The following is a 26,763-nucleotide window of genomic DNA, read 5'->3' on the forward strand; positions in this document are numbered from 1 at the left end:
ACAGGAACCAATACATCGGATTGTCCGGTGTATTGGTTTTTTACGCTGTGGGGGAAATTTTGAACAACCTTTGACAATTATCTCTTTAGCTTTACATATTGATGAAATATCTATACGATTTAATTATAAATGTCACAAAGTAAGGTGAATCAGATGATCAAACGAATACTGGGAATAGGATTACTTGTATTCTTGATTGGTATGACGGTTGTCAGCCTGCTAGACATAGGAGAAGAGCAGGCTACAAACGTAAACCCGGAGGAAGGTAACCAGAAAGGTGCCGGAATTGTACCACCAGGTGAAACGGGGATTGAAACCGGTCATTACGCACCGGATTTTAAGGTAGAAACACTTTCGGGTGAAACATTCCAATTGTCCGATTTACGCGGACAAAAGGTCATATTGAATTTTTGGGCGTCCTGGTGCGGTCCATGTAAAGAGGAAATGCCTGAAATGCAAAAGTTTCATGAGGAATATGGCGATCAGATTAAGGTAGTTGCCGTTAATTTAACCGGCAGTGATTCAGGCATAAAAACTGTCCGGGAATATGTTGAAAAGAACGGGTATACATACCCCATACCTTTGGATAAAAATTCAGAGATCCAAGATGAGTATTCCATTTATAATGTTCCAACCACGTATTTCATTGGTACGGATGGAAAAGTCCAACAGCCGCCAAAGCTTGGCCCGATGGATTATGATTATATGGTGGAAATGATGAACAAGTTAACGTAATCTATGTTATATCCGCCAATATTTGGCAAATATGTGATAAATTTTCAAAGAAATGGTAATACTACTTCTAAAAGAGGAGTTGATGACCATTTCTTTAAAGAAGAGACTCTCATTTGATGAACTTGTCAAAGAAAATCGCAGACAAATTTTACAGGATGAGTCGTTTTTGGAAAAGTTCGAACAAAATATGGAAAAGAAAATGCAGAAGTCTTTAAACGAGAAGCGTGCTGAGTAAACAATCCTGTCCGTCCCAACCTGGACAGGATTTTTTTGTGCAGTTAGTACATTTAAGGATTGCGGTAAACCATGTTGCTTGATTTGGTTTGTTGCGGTGTTTGTCAATCGCGGGTTTAAGAACTTTTGCATATTATCATGATTTCAGCAAAAAATTTAGTTAGAGACACCCGTTGAGGGTGACATCAATTTTGAAAAGGAGACCAAATATGACTGATAAATACAAACCTAAACCGGATGATCGCAGTGATAATGTCGAGAAACTGCAAAATATGGTTCAGGATACGATCCAAAATATAGAAGAGGCACATGATACCATGAAACACTCTTCTGGTGAAGAAAAAGAAGAAATAAAGGATAAGAATAAGCGCCGTGAGCAAGCCATTGAAGGTATGCGGCAGGAAATTAAAGATGAAGCAAAACGATAGCCTGAAACCTCAAACCATGTATCAAATGGTTTGAGGTTTCCCCTTTAAGACTTAAAAGTATGATAAAATATTCTACATACTAACTTTATACAGGGGGAAGACAGATTGCACAAAACACATACACCAATTGAAGTAAGATATCAGGAAACAGATCAGATGGGCGTTGTTTATCATGCTAATTATCTCGTCTGGTTTGAAATTGGCCGAACAAAATACATTGAAAGTCTTGGTCTTATATATACTGATATGGAGAAAAACAATATTGTCTCGCCGGTTGTTGATGCCCAAATAAGCTTTAAAAATCCTGTCCATTACGGTGAGAAAGCAATCGTTGAAACGTGGATTGACGAATATGACGGCCTCAGGACAGTTTATGCTTATAAGATCATAAAGGAAAACGGGGAATTAGCGGTAAGCGGCACGACAAAACACGTGATTGTCAACAAGGACTCGTTCCGGCCGTTATCATTGCGTAAAGCCTTTCCCGAATGGCATCAGATTTACTTAAAGCAAGTGAACGGGGAATCCTGATGGCGTTTGGAATTGATCGGAACGAGTTAATTAAGTGGAAAGCCGATGTCGAACACGGCCATATCAGTTTTTTAACACACTATTGGATTGATGACCGCTTTCCAGGATGTGACACCGTTACAAAAGTAGGATGCAGTGATTTGAAGAAACTATCCGCCTGGGGAGAGCACCACAATTTAGACCCAGCATGGATTCATATGGATAGGGTTCATCCGCATTTTGATCTGTTCGGGGAAAGGCAGGCAAGCATTCTAAGAAAAGAAAGGCAGTGGGAACAAATAAACAGGTTCGGATTATAAACCGAATCTTTCTTTAATGTTAGTATACGTATAAACCATCGCTGCGGAAAAATAATGCGCTGGCTTACGCAGAAACTCATTTCACTAAAAAATCCGAACTGATTCGGAATCTAACTGAAGGATTGAATCATCGTTCGGATTTTTCTTTGCCTTAAATACTTTTGTCTCAAGCTCTTTCTAGCTGTAGATAAATTTCGGTTCCCTGGTTGTGTCATCAAGCTGAATCGTCAGATCTTTTCCATCGAAATACCATGCATCTTTATTCTCGATAAAAAACATTATCCCATTGACGTTGCTGGAAGCAAACATATTATCTGGAACATCATAACCGACGCCTAATGAAAATCCTGGGATTTGCCCTCCAAACCCGTACCTGACGAAAAAACGCAGATAGGATTGATCATCTATATCAAATTCTTTTTTATACCAATCAGCGGCCTCATGCGTTATACTCAGACTCAATACGATCACTTCTCCCTAGATATCGTTATCCCGAATATAATGGTCAGAAAACGGCGGCTAACTACCCCAAAAATCCTCGATTATGATCAACTAGCATCCAGTGGGAAAGAGCGACCCACTGAATGAAGTATCACGTTATTTATCATGTACCCGTTTATCCGGAACTAAATCAACGCCACCCTCATGAAAGGGGTGGCATTTACTGACTCGCCGGATGGTCAGATATCCGCCTTTAAAGAACCCAAAACGACGAAATGCCTCCAGTCCATACTCTGAACATGTTGGAAAAAATCGGCAGGTTGGTGGTTTAAATGGGCTGATCGCTTTTTGATAAAATTTTATCAGGCCGATAAAGATATATTTCATAATGACGATTATCCTTCCAGATTTTCATCCGTTACCTTGTCATACGTAATCGAAGCGACGGCATCATGCATATGAATCGATTCCTCATTCCGGCACTGCACCTGGAACTTGGTGACAAACGGTATTTCATATAAATCCGCGGCAACCAGGCGTGCCAGGTCTTCAACAAAGCGCGGGTTTTCATATGCTTGCTCCGTTACCATCTTCTCATCAGGTCGTTTTAAAACAGGGTGTAATCTGGCACTGGCATTACTTTCGGCTGCTTCCAGCACTAATTCCTTCCAATCTGCGGTGTCATCATCAAAGTCCTCCGCTAGAGATACAGTCATTGTAACTTCTCCGCGCTGATTATGAGCACTGTATTCACTGATCTCCTTTGAACAGGGACAAAGTGTCGTGATTAGTGAGGACAGTGAAGCATTGACAGTGAATCCTGCGATCTTGTCATAATTGACCTCGATTGAGACATCCGCATGATTCATGCCGGAAAGCCCCGACTGAGGGCCGCTTCGTTCATAAAACCATGGGAAACTCACCCTAATTTCGGCATCCTTTTGGTTCAGACGTTCGGCAAGATCTTTCGTAAATGACTTAAGTGTTTTTAAGTTAATGACGAAACCTTTTTGGTGAAATTCCTGAAGCTGTTCGGTAAAACGGCTCATATTGGTGCCTTTGCTCGATTTATCAATACTGGATGTGAATTCAAATGTTGCGATAGTCGTTTGTGTTTTGGGTTCCATATTGCTTGTTACGGTAATCGGATGTTTCACATTAGTTATTCCTACCGCATCGAGGTCAAATAAAAAGTCTTTTCGTGTATTCTGTAAATCAGCCATTTTGCTTTTTTCACTGGGTTTTGTTCTGGGACCGGGCTCGACAGAACCAAATAGTTTATGACGTTCGGCTTTATCCGGTAACTGTTTCTTTGTAATTATCTTAGCTTTGTCCATAACGATCTGTGACCCCTTCCAATTTGTAGCTGTTACTATCATAGTATACTAAATGTCCAAGTAAAGATTCAATTTATTGGCTTTATGTAATGCTTCGTGGTCTACATCCATTTTATTTTAGGTTCGGTCTTGTTTTTAATCCGTTTTATGTTTTCACGATGACGGTAAAATACAAAGATAGTTAGTGCTGCTGTTACGATGACCAGCCCCCAATCCTGGAATATGACGGAAACAATTACTGCAATAACGCCGGTAACCAGGGACGAAAGGGAAACATACTTGGAAAAATACAATGTGACAAGAAAAGACATAATCATGACTGCGAAAAGTACCGGGTTGATGCCTAGAATTATCCCGCCTGATGTCGCGACAGCTTTACCTCCATTGAATTTTGCAAATAGCGGGTACGTATGACCAAGAACAGCAAATAATCCGATTCCAAGCCTGAACACTTCCACATCAAAAAACATAGGAAGAGCCGTTGCCAGGGTCCCTTTAAGAATATCCGCCAATGTTACAATGATACCGGCTTTTACACCTAAAATCCGGAATGTATTCGTAGCGCCGAGATTGCCACTTCCATGCTCTCGGATATCTATATTGTAACCGAGCTTGCCAACAATCACGCCTGAGGGGATGGATCCCAATAAATATGCGATAACCGCAAATACTAAAAATTCCATAACGTTTCCCACTTTCCAACACTTATTTGGCTTTGTCCCATTTTACCATGAAGTAATGGTTTAAAGAACCTTTATTGATTGTTATGCGGCAAATTCGTTTTTATAATGATTGTTAAGGGTAATGTGAAATCATGTCGAAATAAAAATTGTGGAAAGGACGAATCTAGATGATCCAATTCAGTGATGTCAAAAAAACCTATCCCGATGGCACAAAAGCTATCAACGATTTTTCCCTAAAAATCAATGAAGGCGAATTAGTTACATTGATCGGCCCAAGCGGCTGCGGCAAAACAACGACAATGAAAATGATTAACCGTCTGATTGAACCGACAGCAGGTACGATATACATAAACGGTACGAATATTAATGATTATAATATTCATGAACTACGCTGGAATATCGGTTATGTTCTTCAGCAAATCGCGTTGTTTCCCCATATGACCATTGAAGAAAATATTGCAGTCGTCCCCGAAATGAAAAAGTGGAAGCGGAAAGAAATCCGTGAAAGAAGTGAAGAATTGCTTGAGATGGTAGGTCTCAATTCATCGACTTACATGCATCGCAGACCGAGCGAACTATCAGGCGGGGAACAACAGCGGGTTGGGGTTATCCGTGCACTGGCCGCTGATCCGGATATTATATTGATGGATGAGCCATTCAGCGCACTGGATCCGATAAGCCGTGAACAATTGCAGCATGATATTAAAAAGCTGCATCAGGAAATTAGGAAAACGATTGTTTTTGTGACGCATGATATTGACGAGGCGCTGGCACTTGGTGATAAGGTTTGCCTTATGAAAGAGGGGCGGATCATTCAAGTAGACACACCCCAGCAATTAGTTTTGCACCCTGAAACGACATTTGTGAAGGATTTTATCGGGGAACGCAAATCACCATGGCAAACAGCGATTGATGTTGTAGCCGGTGATGTAGACTCCCGTGTGATAACAAAAGCGGCATATGATAAAGGCGACTACACGGAACAGGGGACATTTATCATCAAGGATGAGGATGACAAGTTTGTTTCGGCCCTTGTAAACGGACAGCTGGCTGATGACTTTATAGTGCTTAAAAACAACATGCCGCTTTATAAGGCGACTGATGAATTACAGAAGGGTCACCAGGAAGTATATCCTGTTTTAAAACAAGACCGGCTTGTCGGAACATTGACTTATAAAGATGTTCTCTCGTATCTCAGACGTGAAACTGCCGCGAAAGACGGGGTGATCCAGTAATGGAAGAATTCATTTCCGTTTTTCAGAACAGGCAGGATATGCTGTTGGAAACTATCTGGGAACATTTGCAAGTCTCTTTGCTGTCATTAATCATTGCGGTTATAATTGCGGTACCTCTTGGACTTATACTGACCAGATATCAGCGGATAGCCGAACCGATTATTGGCCTGTCTGCCATTATGCAGACGATTCCGAGTTTGGCTGTTCTGGCATTTTTAATTCCTTTTTTCGGAATCGGCACAACACCTGCCATTATTGCCCTGACAGTATACGGGCTTTTGCCCATTTTGAGAAACACCTACACCGGGATTAATGAAGTTGAACCGGCTTTAAAAGAGGCAGCTACAGGGATGGGAATGAATTCCGTTAAGCGATTGACAAAAGTTGAACTCCCGATTGCCATGCCGGTTATTATGGCAGGCATACGGACCTCTATGGTTCTGATCGTGGGTACAACGACCATCGCCGCTTTAATCGGCGCCGGTGGCTTAGGCGAGCTTATTCTTTTGGGCATCGACCGCGGAGCAGACTTGAATCTTATTTTACTGGGTGCCATTCCCGCTGCATTACTCGCAATTTTTCTGGATTTTGTTTTACGCGGACTTGAGCGGCTTTCCAAACGTGCGGGGTTTAAGTCGCTTATCGCGATGCTTTGTATTGCGGTATTAATTGTTGCATCACCATTTTTCTTTTCCCCTGCCAAGCAGGCTGATCTGACAATAGGTGGTAAACTCGGCTCTGAACCGGCCATTCTGATTAACATGTACAAGCTTCTGATTGAGGAAGAAACCGATTTGTCGGTTGAGCTAGAGCCCGGCCTGGGAAAAACAGCATTCGTTTTCAGTGCATTAAAAAACGGGAGTATTGATATTTATCCTGAATTCACTGGTACAGCGATCGTTACGCATTTAGAACAGGAAGCTGAAAGTAATAAAAAAAGTGAAGTCTATGAGCAGGCAAGACAGGGAATGCAGGAACAATATGGTATGGTTATGTTAGAACCGATGGCATTCAACAATACCTATGCTGTTGTGACAAAACAGGAATTGGCTGAAGAGCATAATCTCGAATCAATCGGTGATTTAAAGCGGATTGAGAATGATATTACCGCGGGCTTCACACTGGAATTCAAAGACCGGTATGATGGTTATGTTGGTATGCAGGACCTTTATAATCTGGAGCTCGCCAATGTCCGGACAATGGAGCCGGGGATTCGGCAGGATGCACTGGCAAATGGTGAAGTTGATGTTATAGACGCCTATGCAACAGACAGTTACATGGTTGAAATGAACCTGGTAACACTGAATGATCCGAAAAATCTATTCCCGCCATATCAGGGTGCACCGCTGATGCGTGAGGATACATTGGAGAAATACCCTGAGCTGGAAGGCATATTGAATCAGCTCGGCGGCAAAATAACGGATGAACAGATGCGTCAGATGAATTATCAAGTTGATTATGAAAATCGGGATCCTGCAGATGTTGCCCGTGAGTTTCTGAAGGAAGAAGGTTTGCTCGAAGACTAAAGGAGGATTAACGAATGACGTGGGAAAATCCATCAAATGAGGCTGTAAAGGAGATTTTGGAATCAGCAAAAACAATTGCAGTTGTAGGCTTGTCTGATAATACCGAACGCACGTCCTATCAAATTTCAAAAATTATGCAGGAACAGGGATATACAATCATCCCGGTAAACCCCAAAGTCGATGAAGTACTGGGGGAGAAGGCATATGACACACTGACAGAGATCGAGGAAAACATTGACATTATTAATGTGTTCCGGCGCTCCGAATTTCTGCCGGCAATCGCAAAAGAAGCGGCACAGACCGATTGCCGCGTATTCTGGGCTCAGCAGGGCCTTGTCAGTCAGGAGGCATATGGTTATCTGCAGGAGCGCGAATTTACTGTTATAATGGATATGTGTATTAAGGTTGCTCACTCAGTCCTCGTCTGATGTTTATAAAAATTACGGAATGGCCTTTCATGGTCATTCTTTTTTTGGCAGTTAAGAAGGTATAAATACTTTCTTACTGCATAAGTGCAACTAAGGCTTTCGCCATAAAAGCTTGGCGATAAGCCAAGTTTTCTAAGCGACAAGCCGGGATTTCAAATATTAAGTTGAAATTATAGTATACTAATAAGCGTGTTTTAAGGTAATATAGGTATAATTCAATCAAAATTACGGAAGGTATTTTACATTTGGAAACGTTTGTTCTATTATTGAAATTATCATAGGAGAACATGTATCCTTATAAAGAAAGAGAGGAGACGGGCTGCATGGCTAAAGAGTCTTTACAATATACGGATGATTCGATTCAAGTACTGGAAGGTCTTGATGCAGTAAGAAAAAGACCCGGGATGTATATAGGCAGTACTGATCAGCGAGGATTACACCATCTTGTCTTTGAGATTGTGGATAATGCCGTCGATGAGGCACTGGCCGGGTATGGATCCGTTATTAAAGTAACCATTCATGAGGATAACAGTATTTCCGTGGAAGATTCGGGACGCGGAATTCCAACAGGGGTCCACTCCAGCGGCAAACCAACAACAGAGGTGATTTTTACTGTCTTGCATGCCGGCGGAAAGTTTGGACAGGGCGGCTATAAAACGAGCGGTGGACTGCACGGCGTAGGTGCATCTGTTGTCAATGGACTATCTGAGTGGCTGGAGGTAACCATTTTCCGCGATGGTCATAAATATCATCAGCGATTTGAAAATGGCGGCAAACCTGTCAGCTCCCTGGAAAAGGTGGGGAAAACCAGTAAAAAAGGAACGGTCATTCATTTTAAACCGGATCCTGCCATTTTCACGGTAACCGATTATAATTTTGAGACGTTATCTGAACGGTTAAGAGAGGCAGCATTCTTATTAAAAGGGTTAAAAATCCAATTAACGGATGAGCGAAATGCGTTAAAAGAAGCGTACCAATTTCCGGATGGTCTGGAGTCGTTTGTGACATATCTGAATGAAGAAAAAGATACGTTGCATCCGGTTGTTTCGTTCGAAGGAGAGCAGCAGGGCATTGAGGTTGACTTTGCCTTTCAGTTTAATGATGGGTTCGCTGAAAGCATCCTGTCGTTTGTGAATCATGTGCGGACAAAGGATGGCGGAACGCATGAATCAGGTGCACGTACTGCTGTTACCCGAATTTTTAATGATTACGCCAGAAGAAATACATACCTTAAAGACAAGGATAAAAATCTGGAAGGATCAGATATCCGGGAAGGGTTCACGGCCATCATATCGGTGCGTATTCCGGAAGAAATGCTGCAATTTGAGGGGCAGACAAAAGATAAGCTTGGGACACCAGAAGCACGCTCTGTTGTCGATTCTGTCGTATCTGAAAAACTGTCCTACTTCCTTGAGGAGAATCCGGATGCTGCCGGAATGCTGATCCGTAAAGCAATGAAAGCTAAAGAAGCTCGCGAAGCTGCAAGGAAAGCAAGAGAAGAATCGAGGTCCGGCAAAAAGAAGAAGCGAAAAGATACGTTATTAAGCGGTAAACTGACGCCAGCACAATCGAAAAATCCGAAGAAAAATGAGCTGTATCTTGTGGAGGGTGATTCTGCAGGAGGTTCAGCCAAGCAAGGACGTGATCGTAAATTTCAGGCAATATTGCCGTTGCGTGGAAAAGTTATCAATACCGAAAAAGCTAAGATTCAGGACATTTTAAAAAATGAAGAAATTTCCACAATCATTCATACCATCGGTGCGGGTGTCGGCGGTGATTTTGACTTAAAAGATTCGCAATATGATAAGATTGTCATTATGACCGATGCTGACACGGATGGCGCTCATATCCAGGTATTGCTTTTGACCTTTTTCTACCGATATATGCGGCCGCTCGTTGAAGCAGGGATGGTTTATATCGCCCTGCCACCGCTTTATAAAATAACCAAAGGGAAAGGCCAAAAAGCGAAAACCGTGTACGCATGGAATGATGATGAAATGAAAAAGACAATTGAGGAATTCAAAAATGGTTATATCATTCAACGCTACAAAGGCCTTGGTGAAATGAATGCCGATCAGCTGTGGGAAACGACAATGGACCCGGAAACGAGAACGCTGATTAGGGTGACGATTGATGACCTGGCCCGTGCTGAAAGACGCGTAACGACATTAATGGGCGATAAAGTGGAACCGCGGAGAAAATGGATTGAAGGCCATGTTGAATTCGGGATGGCTGATGATGCAAATATATTGGAAAACGATAAAATCCAATCGCAATAGCAAACTTGTTCGGAGACATGATGCAACGCCGTTATAGGGGGAATTGGTTTGGCACAAGCTGAAAATTATTTGGACCTTCCACTTGAAGAAGTGTTGGGTGACCGTTTTGGAAGATACAGTAAATACATTATTCAGGAACGGGCTCTCCCGGATGCACGGGATGGATTGAAACCCGTTCAGCGCAGAATATTATATGCGATGAATGAAGAAAAAAATACACACGATAAAAATTTCCGTAAAGCAGCCAAAACGGTCGGTACCGTTATCGGGAATTATCACCCGCACGGAGATAGTTCGGTGTATGACGCGATGGTCCGCCTGAGCCAGGACTGGAAAGTTCGCAGCAGCCTGGTGGAAATGCACGGAAATAATGGAAGCATTGACGGGGACCCACCTGCAGCAATGCGTTATACCGAAGCAAGGTTATCAAGTATTGCTTCTGAAATGCTCCGTGATATTGGGAAAGATACAGTCGATTTTATACCAAATTTTGATGATACGATTAGCGAACCGATCGTTCTGCCAGCTAAATTTCCAAACCTGCTTGTCAATGGATCAACTGGTATATCGGCAGGTTATGCAACCGATATACCGCCGCATAATCTGGCAGAGGTCGTTGATGCGGTCATTATGAAAATTGACAAACCTTCAGTAACCGTGGATAAATTAATGGAGGTTATAAACGGTCCCGACTTTCCAACTGGCGGGATTATTCAGGGTGTCGATGGCATCCGGCAAGCGTATGAAACCGGAAAGGGAAAAGTAGTCGTCCGTGGCAGGGCAGTTGTTGAAGATATCCGGGGCGGCCGGCAGCAGATTGTAATCGATGAAATTCCGTATGACGTCAATAAGGCAAACATGGTCAAGAAAATGGATGAACTGCGCATCGATCGCAAAGTAGAAGGGATTGCCGAAGTCAGGGACGAGACAGATCGTACGGGGCTTCGGATTGTGATTGAACTGAAAAAAGAGGCGAACAGTGAGGGTATTTTAAATTATCTGTATAAAAATACAGACCTGCAAGTGACGTATAACTTCAACATGGTTGCAATCCAGGATAAAACGCCAAAGCTATTATCATTGCCGCAGATTCTTGATTCCTATATAACACACCAGAAAGAAGTCGTAACAAGACAGACGGCTTACGACTTAAATAAAGCAAAAGATCGTGCACATATTGTGGAAGGCCTGATAAAAGCGGTTTCCATTTTAGATGAGTTGATTGCAACGATCCGTGCCTCACAGGATAAACAGGATGCCAAAAAACGGATCATTGCCAAATATGATTTCACGGAAGCACAGGCAGAAGCGATTGTCACGCTGCAGTTATACCGGCTGACAAACACCGATGTCACCTCACTGGAACAGGAAGCAGAGGATTTAAATAAGCGGATCAATGAATATGACACATTGCTGTCAAGTGAGAAAAAGCTCATGCAGCATATCAAAAAAGAATTAAAGAAAATCAGGAAATCCTTTGCTGATGAACGGCGAACGGTGATTGAAGAGGATATTGAAGAACTGACGTTTAACATCGAAGTGACTGTGGCAAGCGAAGATGTTGTTGTATCGGCAACAAAAGACGGGTATGTCAAAAGGACAAGCACCCGGTCTTATGGTGCATCGAACGGTGAGGACCCGGGGATAAAAGAAGATGACCATTTGGTCGGGCTATTCGAGCTGAATACCACAGATCATATCCTGTTGTTTACCAATAAAGGCAAATACATTTATCTTCCTGTCCATGAACTGCCAGATATCAGATGGAAAGATATCGGTCAGCATATATCCAATATCGTATCGATTGATAAAGATGAACGCATTATCCAAAGCATACCGATACGCACGTTTGAAGAAGGACAGTATCTTGTTTTCTTTACCAGAAATGGCATGGTTAAACGCAGTGAATTATCTTTGTATAAGGCTCAGCGTTATTCGAAAGCGCTGATAGCTTTGAATCTCAAGGGCGATGATGAAGTGATTGATGTATTTCAGACAAATGGGCACTGTGATGTGTTTGTTGCTTCCAATAAAGGGTTTGGCCTGTGGTATCATGAGTCGGAAATATCCGTAGTCGGTCAGCGTGCAACAGGTGTTAAAGCCGTTATGCTGAAAGACGATGAATATGTTGTTAATGGTCAAGTGTTTGATGAATTAGCCGAACCTTCTATTGTCGTAGTAACGCAGCGCGGTGCAGCAAAACGGATGAAACTGAATCAATTTGAGAAATCCAGCCGGGCCAAGCGGGGCCTGACCATGCTGCGTGAATTAAAAACAAAAGCCCACCGCCTAAAAGGTTTCTACATGATAGATGAAAATGATACGATTTATTTCAGGACAAACAAGGGCGGCACACACCATTTATTCCCGCTGGAACTGTCAACCAGTGACCGTTACAGCAATGGTTCATTTGTCATTGACAGTGACAATCAGGGTGAAGTTGCCGAAGTATGGAAAGACCCCGTTTATCAAAAACCATTTGAAGAATAATCGTTCTTTAGCAGGCAGTCATATAGTCGATCTGCCTGCTAATTTATTACAAAATATTTTCTTTTGGTTTTCAGAAAAATATGATATGATTTGATTGTAAGTAGGAAGGGAGGGTTCAGAACGGATTTACGAAAAAAAATTATTGATGAAGCTCTGATTTTATTTGAAGAATATGGCTTTCACGGTGTCACAGTCAATCAGATTGTCGATGAAACGGGAACTTCCAAGGGAGGTTTTTATCATCATTTCACCAGCAAAGACGAATTACTGTATGTTATTCATGATGAGTTCATTACGTATGTATTACAAAAGGCAACGATTGCAACTGAAACCTTTTCTGACCCGACTGAAAAGCTGCAGGCAATCATCAAAGATTTTGTGAAGACGTTCGGTCTTTACAAACCCCACATTTCGGTTTTTTACCAGGAAAATATTTACTTAAAATCCGAATACGAGACTCGTATCAAGAAAAAACGGGATCAGTTTAAACAGGTTTTGCTGAATGCATTGAGAGAAGGTAAGGAAGCCGGTGAATTTCGCGAGGATCTGTCAGTTGACATAACGGCCATGGCGATACTGGGGATGGTCAACTGGACATACAAATGGTATAAGTATTCCGGTGCAAAAACGATTGACGAAATTGGATCAATTTATGTTGATTTAATATTACGCGCAGTATTGAAAACGGATTCAATTTCGGGGAATACATATCAAGATTTGCTGATTAAGAGCGTCAAGGAGGATTTCTACTTGTAGCGTTTTTTTATGACCGATACAGACCAACCAGTCGGTCTTTAGTGTAATGATTAAAGGGGGGATAACATGAATTTTGAACTGACGAAAGAACAGACGATGATTCAGAAAATGGTACGTGATTTTGCAGAGGATGTCATTAAACCAAGGGCCATTGAGATCGATAAAGAAGGGCGTTTTCCGCTCGATATTTTCGAACAAATGGGGGAGCTCGGTATACTGGGCATTCCATTTCCCGAAAAGTACGGCGGGTCCGGCGGTGACACGCTCTCCTATGCCATCGCGGTGGAGGAGGTTGGCAGAGTATGCGGCAGCACCGGGCTCAGTTTTGCAGCAACTGTCTCACTTGGCGCGAGCCCAATCTATTATTTTGGCACCGAAGAGCAGAAAGAAAAATATCTGATGCCAATGGCAGAAGGAAAGGCGCTTGGCTCATTCGGTCTGACCGAGCCAAATGCTGGTTCGGATGCTGGGGGCACCAAAACAACAGCAGAGGAAGACGGCGATGATTATATCATTAATGGCGAGAAATGTTTCATCACCAATGCCAGTTATGCCAAAACAATTATTGTCACTGCTGTAACCGGACAAAACGAACGGGGCAAAAATATTATCTCTGCTATCATTGTACCAACGGGCACTGAGGGTCTAACCATTACCAGCAACTACGATAAAATGGGGGTACGCGGCTCAGACACAGCTGAAATTGTGCTGAATAATGTCCGGGTACCGAAAGAAAATCTGCTCGGTGATCCGAAAAAAGGGTTTAAGCAATTTCTGTATACGCTGGACGGGGGCAGAATATCCATTGCATCGCTTGGTCTCGGAATTGCTCAGGCCTCACTCGATAAAGCGCTTAACTACGCGAAAGGGCGCAAACAATTCAATAAACCGATTTCCGATTTTCAGGCGATTCAATTTAAGCTTGCAGATATGGCTATGGAAGTAGAACTTGCACGAAATATTGTGTATAAGGCAGCGTGGCTGAAAGACCAGGATAAGCCGTTTTCAAAAGAAGCAGCATACGCCAAGCTTTATGCAACGGAAACAGCCTTCCGGGCTGCGAATCAGGCCATTCAGATTCACGGCGGCTATGGCTATATGCGGGAATACGAAGTGGAGAGATATTTGCGTGATGCAAAACTGCTTGAAATAGGAGAAGGCACATCTGAGGTTCAGCGGATGGTAATCGCAAGACAATTGGGGTGCTGATAATCGATAAAGGCATGCAAAAATATCGGACTATGTGAGCGGTTAACTAAATGAGGGGAGACAGTTCATGACATTACTTAACCATACAATTGGCGAGTTGTTGGAAAAGCAGGTGAATTTGTATCCGGATTATGAAGCAGTTGTCTATCCAGAACTGAATCTACGTAAAACGTATCAGGAATTCAATGAGATGGTCAATCAGGCGGCAAAAGGATTTATGTCGTTGGGGATTGAAAAGGGCGAAAACGTTGCTATTTGGGCAGACAATAAACCTGAATGGATCACATCACAGTTTGCAACGGGCAAAATGGGGGCAGTGCTCGTTACCGTAAACACCAATTACCAGGCAAAAGAACTTGAATATTTGCTGAAACAGTCCGAATCGACGACTCTTATTTTGGCAGAAACATATAAAGGAACATCATATATTGACATTTTAAGACAAATTTGCCCGGAATTCGACCAGTCTGTAAAAGGCATATTGAAGTCAGAAAAACTGCCCTTTCTGAAAAACATTATCGTGCTGAGTGATGATGATTATGCAAATGCCTATACTTGGAATGATGTTATGGAAAAAGGCAAAACCGTTTCTGATGAGGAATTGGGACAGCGCAAAGCGTCCCTGGATTCTAAAGAAGTCATCAACATGCAATATACGTCAGGGACTACCGGTTTCCCGAAAGGTGTAATGCTGACACATCATAATATTGTAAATAACGGCAATCAGATTGCTGACTGTATGAAGCTGACTCATGAAGATAGGCTGTGCATACCGGTGCCATTTTTCCATTGCTTCGGCTGCGTACTGGGTATATTGGCAGCTGTCTCAAAAGGAACAACAATGGTGCTTTTAGAGCAATTCGATCCTGAAAAAGTGATGAAAGCTGTATCAGAAGAAAAATGTACGGGATTGCACGGTGTTCCGACGATGTTTATAGCGGAGTTAAATCATCCCAATTTTTCAACGTACGATTTTTCACATCTGCGGACAGGAATTATGGCGGGATCGACGTGTCCGATTGAAGTGATGAAAGATGTGATGAATAAAATGGGTGCGACCGAAATTACGATAGCTTATGGCCAGACAGAATCATCCCCTGTTTTTCTCCAGACAAGAACGGACGATCCTGTTGAAGTGAAGGCAACAACTGTCGGAAAAGTCCATCCGAACGTGGAGGTTAAAATCATCGTACCGGGAACTGAGCAAGAACAGGTACAGGGTGAGCCAGGTGAATTGTGCACGCGAGGCTATCATGTCATGAAAGGTTATTATAACAATCAGGAAGCGACAGATGCGGCAATCGACAGGGATGGCTGGTTGCATACCGGTGATCTGGCAGTGATGGATGAGAATGGTTATTTCCAGATTACGGGTCGTATGAAAGATATGATCATTCGCGGCGGCGAAAATATTTATCCACGGGAAGTCGAGAAATTCCTTTATCAGCATCCGGATGTTCTTGATGTCCAGGTAGTAGGGATCCCCGATAAAAAATACGGGGAAGAACTGATGGCCTGGATTATCCTAAAAGATTGGTCAAATGCAACAGAAGAGGATATCAGATCATTCTGCGAAGGAAATATTTCAAGACATAAAATTCCCAAATACATTAAATTTACCGCTGAATATCCAATGACCGCAAGCGGTAAAATTCAGAAATTTAAATTGAGGGAACAAGCCGTTGCGGAAGTAAGGCAATAGGGGGGATTCGATGATAAATAAAATTTTGATAGCCAACCGGGGTGAAATTGCCGCTCGGGTTATCCGTACATGTAAAAAGCTGAATATTGATACTGTTGCTGTTTATTCCGAAGCTGACCAGAAAGCACCATTTGTAACGATGGCTGATGAGAGCTTTTTACTGGGGCCTCCGCGTGTTCAGGATAGCTATCTTCATGTGGAGAAAATCATTTCGATTGCCAAAGAGGCCAATGTGGATGCGATCCATCCAGGCTATGGCTTTTTAAGCGAAAACGGAGCGTTTGCCGAAAAATGCGAGCAGTCGGGAATTCGATTTATCGGCCCTTCTGGTGATGTGATGGAAAAAATGGGAAGCAAAATTGCTGCCAGGGAAGCTATGGAAAAAGCCGGTGTTCCTGTTGTTCCGGGAACAGACGGAGCCGTTGCATCGTCTGATGAAGCTATTGAAATTGCCCGTGACATCGGGTATCCGATTATGCTCAAAGCGTCTGCGGGCGGTGGCGGAATTGGCATGCAGGTTGTTAATACCGATCAGGAATTAACAAAAGCATTTGAAAGCAATTCCAAACGTGCCCGGACATTTTTTGGTGACGGTGCCATGTTTATGGAGAAAAAATTGGATGATGCCCGTCATATCGAAATACAGCTCCTGGCAGATAACCATGGTAATGCCATTCATTTGTTCGAACGGGAGTGTTCCATTCAGCGCCGAAATCAAAAAGTAGTGGAAGAAGCGCCATCACCAATCATATCAGATGAAACAAGGCAAAGAATGGGGGAGACTGCTGTCAAAGCAGCTAAAGCGCTTGGATATGTCAGCGCCGGAACGATTGAGTTTCTTGTGGACGAACAGGAAAATTTCTATTTTCTTGAGATGAATACACGCATTCAGGTGGAGCACCCGGTCACAGAGGAAATAACCGGACTGGATATTGTTGAACAACAAATCCGCATTGCTGAGGGTAAAGAACTTTCAATCAGGCAATCGGATGTCAAAATGGATGGTCACGCCATTGAAGTACGGATTTATGCAGAAGATCCGGAAACGTTTTTTCCATCTCCGGGTCACATTTCGGCGTTTGAATTGCCTGAGGGTGAGCATATCCGTAATGAAGCTGCTGTGACAGACGATTATGATGTCACACCATATTATGATCCGATGATCGGCAAACTGATTGTTAAAGGGGCTGATCGGAGCGAAGCCATTTCCCTGTTAAAGGAGGCATTGTCAACTTATAAAGTTGAAGGCATTAAAACCAATATCCCAATGCTGAAAACAGTGGCTGATCACGCGCAATTCAAAAATGGGAATACGACAACAGCATTTGTCGAGACATATTATTTGCCAATGATTCAAACAAATTAGGAGGTTGTTAATATGACAGAAATTAAAGCATCTATGGCAGGCAATGTATGGAAAATTACGGTGGATGAAGGTGGAAAAGTAGAATTAGATCAGGACGTCGTTATTCTGGAATCTATGAAAATGGAAATACCGATTGCATCTGAAGTGGATGGTACCGTCAAGGAATTAAAAGTTGCAGAAGGTGATTTTGTCAATGAGGGAGACGTGATTGCGATCATTGAATGATGAGGCTTCTGTTTGTTCCAGTCCCTTCTGGGGATCTGGAACGGCTGTCTGATCAGTACTTTCAGCTTGAATGCCATGAAAGGAGATGGTCAATGTGGCATCACTTATAAACTATGATATAAAAGAAGAGCACATCGCTGTCCTAACGTTGAACCGGCCGGAAGCGATGAATGCGATGTCAAAAAGGCTGCTCGATGAATTAAACGAACTTGTCCAAAAGATTAATGAAGACAATTCAATCCGGTGCACCATCATTACTGCCTCAGGCGAAAAGGCCTTCTGTGCCGGAGCGGATCTCAAGGAACGCAAAGGCATGACAGAAGATCAGGTAGTCGAGGCTGTTCAGTATATCGGAAGGACTGCAGCAAACATTGAAAATATGAAAATGCCTGTTATAGCAGCCATTAATGGTGCTGCTTTTGGAGGCGGATTGGAGCTTGCTCTGGCCTGTGATATCAGAATTGCTGCTGACCACGTCAAGTTGGGACTGACTGAAACATCTTTGGCTATTATACCCGGAGCAGGTGGGACCCAGCGGCTGCCACGGTTAATCGGTGCAGGCCAGGCCAAACGGCTTATTTTTTCAGCAAAACCTATTTTAGCTGAAGAGGCTTTCCAATTAGGTATTGCCGAACAAGTTGCGACATCAGATGATTTGCTGCAGGAAGCCATTGACATGGTACAGTCGATAGTAAAAAACGGACCTGTTGCACTCCGCCAGGCAAAATTGGCCATAAATAAGGGTTTGCAGACTGATATAACAACAGGCTTGTCAATTGAGCACTTATGCTATAAAGAAACAGTATCGACAGACGATCGGCTTGAAGGACTGTATGCATTTAAAGAAAAACGAAAACCTGTTTACCAGGGCAAGTAACCGAAGCAGGGAGGAAGAAAAATGAGTTCTACTGAAGATTTTAAACATCGCGTGGAAACGATTAAACAAGGCGGACAGGAAAAGTACCACCGAAAGAATGAAGAAAAAGGAAAATTGTTTGTTCGGAAACGGCTTGAACTATTGTTTGATGAAGACATCGATATAGAAGATGCCTTTTTTGCAAATTATATGGATGGCGATTTGCCTTCAGATGGTGTCGTTACAGGAATAGGCCGGGTCAATGGCCAGGATGTCTGCGTTATGGCAAATGACTCCACAGTAAAAGCGGGTTCCTGGGGCAAACGGACAGTGGAAAAAATTGTTCGTATTCAGGAAACAGCAGCAAAGCTGGAAATCCCGATGCTTTATCTGGTGGATTCTGCTGGTGCACGCATTACGGACCAGGTTGAAATGTTCCCGGGGCGCCGCGGTGCAGGCCGTATTTTTCATAATCAGATCAAATTATCCGGCCGGGTACCGCAAGTTTGTCTGCTTTTTGGCCCGTCAGCGGCAGGAGGCGCTTACATACCGGCGTTCTGTGACATTGTTGTTATGGTTGATGGCAATGCTTCCATGTACCTTGGCTCGCCAAGGATGGCTGAAAAAGTGATTGGAGAAAAAGTCAGTCTTGAGGAAATGGGGGGTGCCAATATGCACTGCTCGGTTTCCGGTGTAGGTGATGTGCTGGTGAAATCCGAGGAAGAAGCCATCACTTACACACGCAACTATCTTGACTATTTTCCGGCAAATTTCAGACATCAACCGGCCGGCGCTGAGCCGAAAGACGTTAAAGCATTTGAAAAATCGATAACGGAACTTATTCCGGAAAACCAGAATTCCCCGTTCAATATGCATGATTTTATCGAACGGATTATTGATGAAAACAGCTTTTGCGAGGTTAAGAAAAAATTCGCCCCTGAATTAATCACCGGACTTTCGAGAATAAATGGTAAATCAGTCGGTATAATTGCCAATCAGCCGCGCATGAAGGGTGGTGTATTATTTCCTGATTCGGCGGATAAGGGTGCCAAGTTCATTCAATTATGTGATGCGTTTAATATCCCGCTGCTTTTCCTAATGGATATTCCGGGTTTCATGATTGGTACAAAGGTGGAACAAGCAGGCATTATCCGCCACGGCGCCAAGATGCTGGCAATGATGAGTGAGGCCACTGTACCGAAAATCTCAGTCGTTGTACGCAAGGCCTATGGTGCGGGACTTTATGCCATGGCCGGCCCAGCGTTCGAGCCTGATGCCTGTCTGGCCCTTCCGACAGCCCAAATTGCCGTCATGGGGCCTGAAGCAGCTGTTAACGCTGTCTATGCCAATAAAATAGCGGAATTACCGGAAGAGGAGCGCCCTCAATTTATAAAAGAAAAACAGGAAGAATATAAAGATAACATTGATATTTACCGTTTAGCCTCAGAAATGGTCATTGACGCCATTGTAGACCCGGAGGATTTGCGCCACGATCTGATCAAACGGTATAAGATATACGAAGCAAAAAATACAACATTCACAGATCGCAAACATGGTGTATATCCTGTGTAGTATCAAGATACTGAGACAAAAGTGTTCATGAAAGAAAAATCCGAACGATGACTCAAACTTTTCGGTGAGTTTGCCAATCATCGTTCGGATTTTTACAGTAAAAGGGTTTTTATCTATAGTAGCGAAGTATTTTTCCGTAGCGGTGGTTTAAATATTCCGGTTATTATCCGCCTTTAGTAAACCATAATAATATTATGTAAATTAATTCGTTTTGAATATTAACCTAAAAAAATGGAATATGATATGATAAAGGTAACTGCAATAGTTAATGCTCTGATATGTCATATGTGGGTACTCTATATACGAAGAGGTGACAGCAATGAAGATTCAGGACTTTATGATTACCGATGTTATTTCCGTTCAGGAAGACATTAAAATTAAAGATCTTTTGAAAACACTTGTCGAACATAAAATCGGCGGTGTACCGGTGGTTGATGAAAACGCCCGTCTGATCGGGATGATCAGTGATGGTGATGTCATCCGTTATCTGCAGCCGGATGGCCGGACAATTTACGATGCTTTTTCCATGGTATTTATCACTGAAAAAGAAGGATTGCGGAATAAAATAGAAACCAGTATTGAACATCACTCTTCAGAAATTGTGAAAAAGAATGTATATGCCGTGCATCCCGATGATGAAATAGAAGAAGCGTTATCACTATTATCCCGTTATCATTTTAAAAAAATACCGGTTGTTGATGCATCGAACAAGGTCGTTGGGGTTGTAAGCCGCGGTGATATTATCCGGTCCGTTTATAATAAAGTAATTGCTGAAACAGATGATTAACGTTTATCTACCAGTAATGCCCGGTTCATTTAACAACCATTAAGCGTGTGAAGTGTCGACGCAGGCAATGATGCTTTGCTATAATACTATGAGAAGTGCTTTGATGGAAGGGAAACGAACAGCGTGATGATAACAAAAGAAAAACAGACTCATATCACGCAGCAGCATTTGGCGGGCCTTTATGAGGCGATGAACGAAAATCGAGATACTAAAAGCGCTGATAAGCTGCTGCAAATCTATCAAAAATTGAATGAGCAGGAATTTATAATCAGTTTTGCCGGTCATTTTTCCGCCGGTAAGTCCTCAATGATCAATCATCTTTTGGGTCAATCAATCCTGCCGAAAAGTCCGATTCCAACGAGTGCAAATGTCGTTAAAATAAACTCCGGAAAAGGCTCTGCACGTGTCTATACGGATGACGGAACAGTACTTGAATATGAAGAACCGTATGATATCGATCTCATAAAGGATTATGCGAAACGTAAAGGCAGTATTAAAGAAATCGAGATAAGCACAAAAGAGGCTGTTTTGCCTGATGGATGCACAATTATCGATACCCCCGGCATAGATGCCGCAGATGATGCAGATCGATTGATTACCCAATCGTCATTACACCTTGTGGATGCCCTGTTCTATGTCATGGATTATAATCATGTCCAATCAGAAGTTAATTTGCATTTCCTGAAAAAGGTGCAGGATTATGGGATACCTGTGTACATGATTATTAATCAAATCGACAAACATAACGAACAGGAGCTAACTTTCAGGAACTTCGTCGAAAAAATTAAACAAACGTTTGATCAATGGGGCATATACCCGGAAATAATCTATTATTCTTCTTTAATCGAGGCTAATGCGCCCCATAATCAAATAGATGATATTAAAATGGAATTGTTTTCAATGCTTGATACACAGAGAGATGATCTACTTAATATCGAGCGGTCTATTAATCAGGTTATCGCAGAACATAAGGATTATTTGCATCAGCTTTATGAAGACGAAATGGCAGAAATGGAAACGCTGGACGGAGATGATTCAGCAGAGACTGCAGTGCGATTGGATGAGCTGCATGCTGAAATTGACCGTTTAAGCAGCTTACCAGAAAAGATGGAGAAAGATTTTCGCAACGAATTGAACACCACTCTAAAAAATGCCTACCTGATGCCGGCAAAATTGCGCGATACAGCCCAATTATTTTTGGAATCCCAGCAGAGCGATTTTAAAGTCGGGTTAATTGGATCAAAGAAAAAGACCGAAGACGAACGGCATAAACGGGAGAACGATTTTTTGACTGGATTACACCAAAACATCGAAACATCTGTCCAGTGGAGACTCCGGGATAAATTGCTGAATCTGCTTCATGAATATGGGATTTATAATCAGAAACTGACACAGCAGGTACACAATATATCAATTTCCTATGATGCCGAATCACTTAAGGCCTTAATCAAATCGGGTGCAACCGTGAACGGCGACTATGTTCTGCGCTATACCGATGATGTTAGTCATGACGTAAAACAATCGTATAAACAGGAAGCACTGAAACTCTGGGATTCCGTTTATGGTGAAATATCCCGTGAAATAGCCGAAGAGTCTGCTGTGTATGAATCTGAACGTGATGACCTGAAGCAAATCCGTAAGCAGCAAGAAACGCAGGAATCGTTAAAAAATAAACTGCAGGAACAAATTCATAAAGTAGATGCAGCCTTAGCTGAACCACAGCCGGAAACAGATATTTGGGCAAAAATGGAAAGTGATCTGTCAGCAACAAAACAGGTATCTGTCGCACAGGCAAAGCCATTTCCTGTCCGGGAAACAAATGAACCTGCCATTGTGGAAACGAATGATCAACCCGCTGAAAAGCCGGCGTATCCGGTTCAACATATTTTGCCTGATCTGGAAAAGACAAGAGATACGATTTCAGATTTGCCTGGATTTCAGTCCATTATAGATGACCTGGAACGGAAACATGACAGGCTGAACAACCGGTCATATACGATTGCTCTGTTTGGAGCATTCAGTGCTGGGAAGTCATCACTGGCTAACGCTTTAATCGGGGAACACATTCTCCCATCGGCGCCAAACCCGACAACTGCTGTCATTAATCGCATTCATCCGGTTACCGGGCAAAAAAAACACGGAACTGTCGTCGTAAAAATGAAAGATGAGACAACGCTCGTTAACGATCTGACGTCACTGATCAGTCAATTTTCGCCCAAAACGGATAGTCTCGACGAATTACTGAATTGGATAACCGAGCGTAATATTCATCAGAGTGATCAATTGCATAAAACACATCAGGCATACTTGACTGCTATTTTGAATGGCTACGAATACAGTAGAGCTGCAATCGGTCAGGAAAGGACCATTTATTTAGAAGATTTTTCCGCTTATGTGACAGATGAAACAATTGCATGTTTCCTGGAATCAGTTGACCTTTATTATGATTGTTCATTGACAAGAGAAGGGATTACGCTGGTCGACACCCCCGGTGCTGACTCGATTAATGCCAGACATACCAATGTCGCGTTTGATTATATTAAATATGCTGATGCGATCCTTTATGTCACTTATTATAATCATGCTTTTTCACGTGCTGATAAAGATTTTCTGATGCAGCTAGGACGGGTGAAAGATGCTTTTCACCTGGATAAAATGTTTTTTATCGTGAATGCTTCCGATCTTGCACAGGACGCATCAGAACTTCAAATGGTGCAGCAATATATTGAAGAGCAGCTGACGGCTTTAGGCATCCGTTTTCCAAGACTGTTTCCTGTTTCGAGCAAACAATCGCTTGAGGAAAAGCGGCATGACAAAACGTTAAATGACCAAATGGAAACTTTTGAATCGGCATTCGATCATTTTATCCATCATGATTTAGCTACGATTACCATACAGTCAGCCGTACGGGATATTCAGCGGGCAAACCAGGCAGTGCGGCAGTATCTGGATTCTCTTCAGATGAATGCTGAAGAGAAAGAACAAGCACGCGTGGCGTTACTGGAAAAACAATCGTCGCTGAAAAAGCTGGCTGATGAAATCGATACTGGTTTATATGAGCAGAAAATCAAACAAAAACAGAAAAAGCAATTATATTATGTGCTTGAGCGCTTCTCGATCCGGTTTAATGATTTATTTAAAGAAACCTTTAACCCGGCTACCATCACAGGATCGGGCAAAGAGGCTAAGCAGCAATTGAAAAACAGTTTATGGAATCTGCTTGATTACGCCGGCTATGAGCTATTACAGGAATTACGGGCTGTTTCACTGCGCATCGAATCATTTATATATAATTTGAAGCAGGAGGTTTACCTTGACTATACCAATAAAAGCAGCAGCATCGACAATGCTTTTCTGCTTCCTGACTTTGAGGAATCAGAGCTGTCGACACCTGATTATGAACAAGCGTTTGCAAACCTTGACGCACAGACATTTGAAAAAGAATTGAAGCAATTTAACGGGACAAAGGCATTTTTTGCGAGAAATGAGAAAGAAAGTATGAAAGAAGGTCTGTTTGAACGACTATATCCTTTTGCGGATGATTACATTACTGAAAATCACGAAAAAATGCATGCATCTTATATTCATCAATGGAATGACATGGTGAATACGATGAAACAATTTATTGTTCGGCATGCCGAAAACCATATTGATAATCAGCTGAAAATGTTCAGTGATGAATCAATGGATCTGGATACATTGCGCAGAAAACATGAACGACTGACTTCAATTTTAACCGAGTACGAGGAGATGAAAGCAGAATGACGACAAAGCAGCATAATATAATGCTGGTGGATGGCATGGCGTTACTCTTTCGCGGTTATTTTGCCACGGCATTCCGGGGAAATTTCATGAAAACCAAGAGCGGCATGCCGACTAATGGCGTTTATCAATTCATGAGGTACTTTCTTGATGCAGCAAATAAATTCGCACCGTCACACGTTATTTGTTGCTGGGATATGGGAAGTAAAACATTTCGCACTGATATATATGACGGGTACAAGGCAAACCGTTCAGAGCCGCCGGAAGAGCTGATTCCGCAATTTGATCTCGTAAAGGAAGTTGTGGAAGCTTTCAATATCCCTAACATCGGGCTGGAGAATTTTGAGGCCGATGATTGCATGGGTACGCTGGCGAGACAATATGCTAAAGATCACGATGTTCTGATTGTAACCGGCGATCAGGATATTTTACAGCTCGTTGATGATGGCATCCGTGTAGCCATTATGCGCAAAGGAATTGGAAACTATAAAGTCTTTGAAAAGGAGACGTTTGAGGAACAGAAAGGTATACGTCCGGGACAAATTGTAGACTTAAAAGGGCTTATGGGCGATACATCGGATAACTATCCTGGTGTGAAAGGTATTGGTGAAAAAACAGCATTAAAACTTATTCAGGAATATGAATCGATTGACCGAATTCTTGAAAATATGGATAGGCTGCCAAAAGGTGTGCAAAAGAAAATCCGGGAGAACCAAGAGATGCTGCATTTATCAAGGAAGCTTGCGGAAATCAAGTGCGATATTTCAGTCGGCTGCACACTGGATAATGCTTTATGGCAATATGATAAAGCGATTGTTGAAGGAAAATTTGCAGATCTGGAATTCGGCAATTTAGTAAAACAGATTTATTAAACAGATCATAACCTGGCTTTTACTGAAACAAGGGGTAGGAGCCGGGTTTTGTTGATAAAAAACATTATCTTGGGCTGAAATAAAGGGTGAATTGAATGCCAACAGTTTTTGTATATGGAACCTTAAGGTGCGGTGGGAAAAATAATTATCTATTGAATGACTTGCAGTGCATTTGTCAGCAATATTTTGTGGAAGGCTCACTATTCGACAGCGGATACGGTTATCCTATTATGAAACAAAACACGTCCAATCGGATCTGGGGCGAATTATATGATGTATCAGAACGGCAGCTGGCTGAAATCGACCAATTGGAAGGGTATAAGGAAAACAATGCTGATAATCTATCCGAACGTAAGGTTCTTCCGGTTTACGACGATAGCGGTTATCAACACGATGCTTTTGTTTATACAGCAGGAAACGCATTGAATCATGCTTTTGACTGGATTTCTTCCGGCGATTGGCTTGTCCATACATATTTAAAACAGAATAACCTGCTGTATTTTGCATACGGATCATGCATGGACGATGAGCGGTTTAAAAAGGCGGGTGTCGACCATCACTTTGCTGAAGTGAAAGGAAAGGGCATTTTGGAGGGCTTTGAATTTCAATTTTCCCGAAGCACAGACGATGGCGGCAAAGCAGATTTAGTGGAAAATAAGCGAGGGAAAGTTGAAGGGAAAGTTTACAGGATACCGTATGATGCCATCGATTATTTGTATAAACGGGAAGGTGTCCGTTCCCATTCGTATAGACCGGCTGTCGTTCCGGTATCAATAAATGAATCGATCTATCAGTGTCTGACATTTATTGGCGTCAGAAAATCGCATGAAACACCCCCGACCAAGCGATATAGCACGGAAATTATCAGAGGAGGAGAGGGATATTTAAGCGAAGATTATTTACGGAGTCTTCAGAACAGGATTAGGCTTTTAGGTGGATAAATCTGTTTTCAATGATGTTCGGTGACATGATAAGCTGACTTGTAGGGAATGGTAACAATAAATTGGGCG

Annotated in this window: 25 protein-coding genes; 21 read left to right on the top strand and 4 right to left on the bottom strand. The window is 42.4% G+C overall.

What is annotated here, in order from left to right:
• The first annotated feature begins 153 nt into the window (after nt 1–153).
• The 5 genes from ON01_RS09110 (at nt 154) to ON01_RS09125 (ending at nt 2,227) form a co-directional block, all read left to right on the top strand.
• A complete protein-coding gene (locus ON01_RS09110) occupies nt 154–735 on the top strand; it encodes a TlpA family protein disulfide reductase (RefSeq protein ID WP_029329069.1) in 582 nt (193 codons plus the stop codon).
• Nucleotides 736–817: 82 nt separating this feature from the next.
• Nucleotides 818–970: an FbpB family small basic protein gene (locus ON01_RS18920; protein ID WP_010530725.1), complete on the top strand. Its 153-nt coding sequence runs from the start codon at nt 818–820 to the stop codon at nt 968–970.
• Nucleotides 971–1,178: 208 nt separating this feature from the next.
• On the top strand, nt 1,179–1,397 hold the full coding sequence (gene tlp, locus ON01_RS09115; protein WP_010530726.1) for a small acid-soluble spore protein Tlp: 219 nt from the start codon (nt 1,179–1,181) through the stop codon (nt 1,395–1,397).
• Between the two features lie 105 nt (nt 1,398–1,502).
• Nucleotides 1,503–1,928 carry an acyl-CoA thioesterase gene (locus ON01_RS09120; protein ID WP_010530727.1) on the top strand — a complete coding sequence of 142 codons (426 nt, stop codon included), beginning with the start codon at nt 1,503–1,505 and terminating at the stop codon, nt 1,926–1,928.
• Nucleotides 1,928–2,227 (top strand): hypothetical protein, encoded by a 300-nt coding sequence (locus ON01_RS09125; RefSeq protein ID WP_010530728.1) that lies wholly within the window; start codon nt 1,928–1,930, stop codon nt 2,225–2,227. The genes ON01_RS09120 and ON01_RS09125 overlap by 1 nt, the downstream gene beginning before the upstream one ends.
• A gap of 177 nt (nt 2,228–2,404) precedes the next feature.
• On the opposite strand, the gene ON01_RS09130 is transcribed toward ON01_RS09125, so the two are convergent.
• The 4 genes from ON01_RS09130 to plsY form a co-directional block, all read right to left on the bottom strand.
• Complete coding sequence (locus tag ON01_RS09130) at nt 2,405–2,698, bottom strand: HesB/YadR/YfhF family protein (protein WP_425357504.1); 294 nt, start codon at nt 2,696–2,698, stop codon at nt 2,405–2,407.
• Nucleotides 2,699–2,824: 126 nt separating this feature from the next.
• Nucleotides 2,825–3,055 (bottom strand): membrane protein insertion efficiency factor YidD, encoded by a 231-nt coding sequence (gene yidD, locus ON01_RS09135; protein WP_010530730.1) that lies wholly within the window; start codon nt 3,053–3,055, stop codon nt 2,825–2,827.
• 8 nt (nt 3,056–3,063) lie between these two features.
• Nucleotides 3,064–4,005: a GTP cyclohydrolase FolE2 gene (gene folE2 / locus ON01_RS09140; protein ID WP_010530731.1), complete on the bottom strand. Its 942-nt coding sequence runs from the start codon at nt 4,003–4,005 to the stop codon at nt 3,064–3,066.
• A gap of 101 nt (nt 4,006–4,106) precedes the next feature.
• Nucleotides 4,107–4,688: a glycerol-3-phosphate 1-O-acyltransferase PlsY gene (gene plsY / locus ON01_RS09145; protein WP_010530732.1), complete on the bottom strand. Its 582-nt coding sequence runs from the start codon at nt 4,686–4,688 to the stop codon at nt 4,107–4,109.
• A 167-nt stretch (nt 4,689–4,855) separates the two neighbouring features.
• Here plsY and ON01_RS09150 point away from each other — a divergent pair, with 167 nt between their 5' ends.
• The 16 genes from ON01_RS09150 (at nt 4,856) to ON01_RS09225 (ending at nt 26,694) form a co-directional block, all read left to right on the top strand.
• Nucleotides 4,856–5,923: an ABC transporter ATP-binding protein gene (locus tag ON01_RS09150; protein ID WP_010530733.1), complete on the top strand. Its 1,068-nt coding sequence runs from the start codon at nt 4,856–4,858 to the stop codon at nt 5,921–5,923.
• Nucleotides 5,923–7,449, top strand: coding sequence for an ABC transporter permease/substrate-binding protein (locus tag ON01_RS09155; protein ID WP_010530734.1), 1,527 nt, complete (start codon nt 5,923–5,925; stop codon nt 7,447–7,449). Before ON01_RS09150 ends, ON01_RS09155 begins: the two co-directional genes overlap by 1 nt.
• 14 nt (nt 7,450–7,463) lie before the next feature.
• Nucleotides 7,464–7,877, top strand: coding sequence for a CoA-binding protein (locus ON01_RS09160; protein ID WP_010530735.1), 414 nt, complete (start codon nt 7,464–7,466; stop codon nt 7,875–7,877).
• Nucleotides 7,878–8,200: 323 nt separating this feature from the next.
• The gene (gene parE, locus ON01_RS09165; protein WP_010530736.1) at nt 8,201–10,156 is read left to right on the top strand and encodes a DNA topoisomerase IV subunit B; all 1,956 of its coding nucleotides are present in this window, start codon (nt 8,201–8,203) and stop codon (nt 10,154–10,156) included.
• Nucleotides 10,157–10,204: 48 nt separating this feature from the next.
• Nucleotides 10,205–12,646: a DNA topoisomerase IV subunit A gene (gene parC, locus ON01_RS09170; protein ID WP_010530737.1), complete on the top strand. Its 2,442-nt coding sequence runs from the start codon at nt 10,205–10,207 to the stop codon at nt 12,644–12,646.
• A gap of 90 nt (nt 12,647–12,736) precedes the next feature.
• Nucleotides 12,737–13,402, top strand: a complete 666-nt coding sequence (locus ON01_RS09175) for a TetR/AcrR family transcriptional regulator (RefSeq protein ID WP_010530738.1) — start codon at nt 12,737–12,739, stop codon at nt 13,400–13,402.
• 66 nt (nt 13,403–13,468) lie between these two features.
• Complete coding sequence (locus ON01_RS09180; protein WP_010530739.1) at nt 13,469–14,611, top strand: acyl-CoA dehydrogenase family protein; 1,143 nt, start codon at nt 13,469–13,471, stop codon at nt 14,609–14,611.
• Between the two features lie 67 nt (nt 14,612–14,678).
• A complete protein-coding gene (locus ON01_RS09185) occupies nt 14,679–16,313 on the top strand; it encodes an AMP-binding protein (RefSeq protein ID WP_010530740.1) in 1,635 nt (544 codons plus the stop codon).
• A gap of 10 nt (nt 16,314–16,323) precedes the next feature.
• Nucleotides 16,324–17,679 carry an acetyl-CoA carboxylase biotin carboxylase subunit gene (accC, locus tag ON01_RS09190; protein WP_010530741.1) on the top strand — a complete coding sequence of 452 codons (1,356 nt, stop codon included), beginning with the start codon at nt 16,324–16,326 and terminating at the stop codon, nt 17,677–17,679.
• Between the two features lie 12 nt (nt 17,680–17,691).
• On the top strand, nt 17,692–17,904 hold the full coding sequence (locus ON01_RS09195; protein WP_010530742.1) for an acetyl-CoA carboxylase biotin carboxyl carrier protein subunit: 213 nt from the start codon (nt 17,692–17,694) through the stop codon (nt 17,902–17,904).
• Nucleotides 17,905–17,989: 85 nt separating this feature from the next.
• Nucleotides 17,990–18,781, top strand: a complete 792-nt coding sequence (locus ON01_RS09200; RefSeq protein WP_425357505.1) for an enoyl-CoA hydratase — start codon at nt 17,990–17,992, stop codon at nt 18,779–18,781.
• A gap of 21 nt (nt 18,782–18,802) precedes the next feature.
• A complete protein-coding gene (locus ON01_RS09205) occupies nt 18,803–20,332 on the top strand; it encodes an acyl-CoA carboxylase subunit beta (RefSeq protein ID WP_010530744.1) in 1,530 nt (509 codons plus the stop codon).
• A gap of 319 nt (nt 20,333–20,651) precedes the next feature.
• A complete protein-coding gene (locus tag ON01_RS09210) occupies nt 20,652–21,119 on the top strand; it encodes a CBS domain-containing protein (RefSeq protein ID WP_010530745.1) in 468 nt (155 codons plus the stop codon).
• A gap of 126 nt (nt 21,120–21,245) precedes the next feature.
• The gene (locus ON01_RS09215) at nt 21,246–24,884 is read left to right on the top strand and encodes a dynamin family protein (protein ID WP_010530746.1); all 3,639 of its coding nucleotides are present in this window, start codon (nt 21,246–21,248) and stop codon (nt 24,882–24,884) included.
• A complete protein-coding gene (locus tag ON01_RS09220) occupies nt 24,881–25,753 on the top strand; it encodes a 5'-3' exonuclease (protein ID WP_010530747.1) in 873 nt (290 codons plus the stop codon). The genes ON01_RS09215 and ON01_RS09220 overlap by 4 nt, the downstream gene beginning before the upstream one ends.
• Before the next feature lie 95 nt (nt 25,754–25,848).
• Nucleotides 25,849–26,694, top strand: coding sequence for a gamma-glutamylcyclotransferase family protein (locus ON01_RS09225; protein ID WP_010530748.1), 846 nt, complete (start codon nt 25,849–25,851; stop codon nt 26,692–26,694).
• Nucleotides 26,695–26,763 lie beyond the last annotated feature (69 nt).

The organism is Lentibacillus jeotgali (assembly GCF_000224785.1).
Classification (GTDB): Bacteria; Bacillota; Bacilli; order Bacillales; family Amphibacillaceae; genus Lentibacillus; species Lentibacillus jeotgali.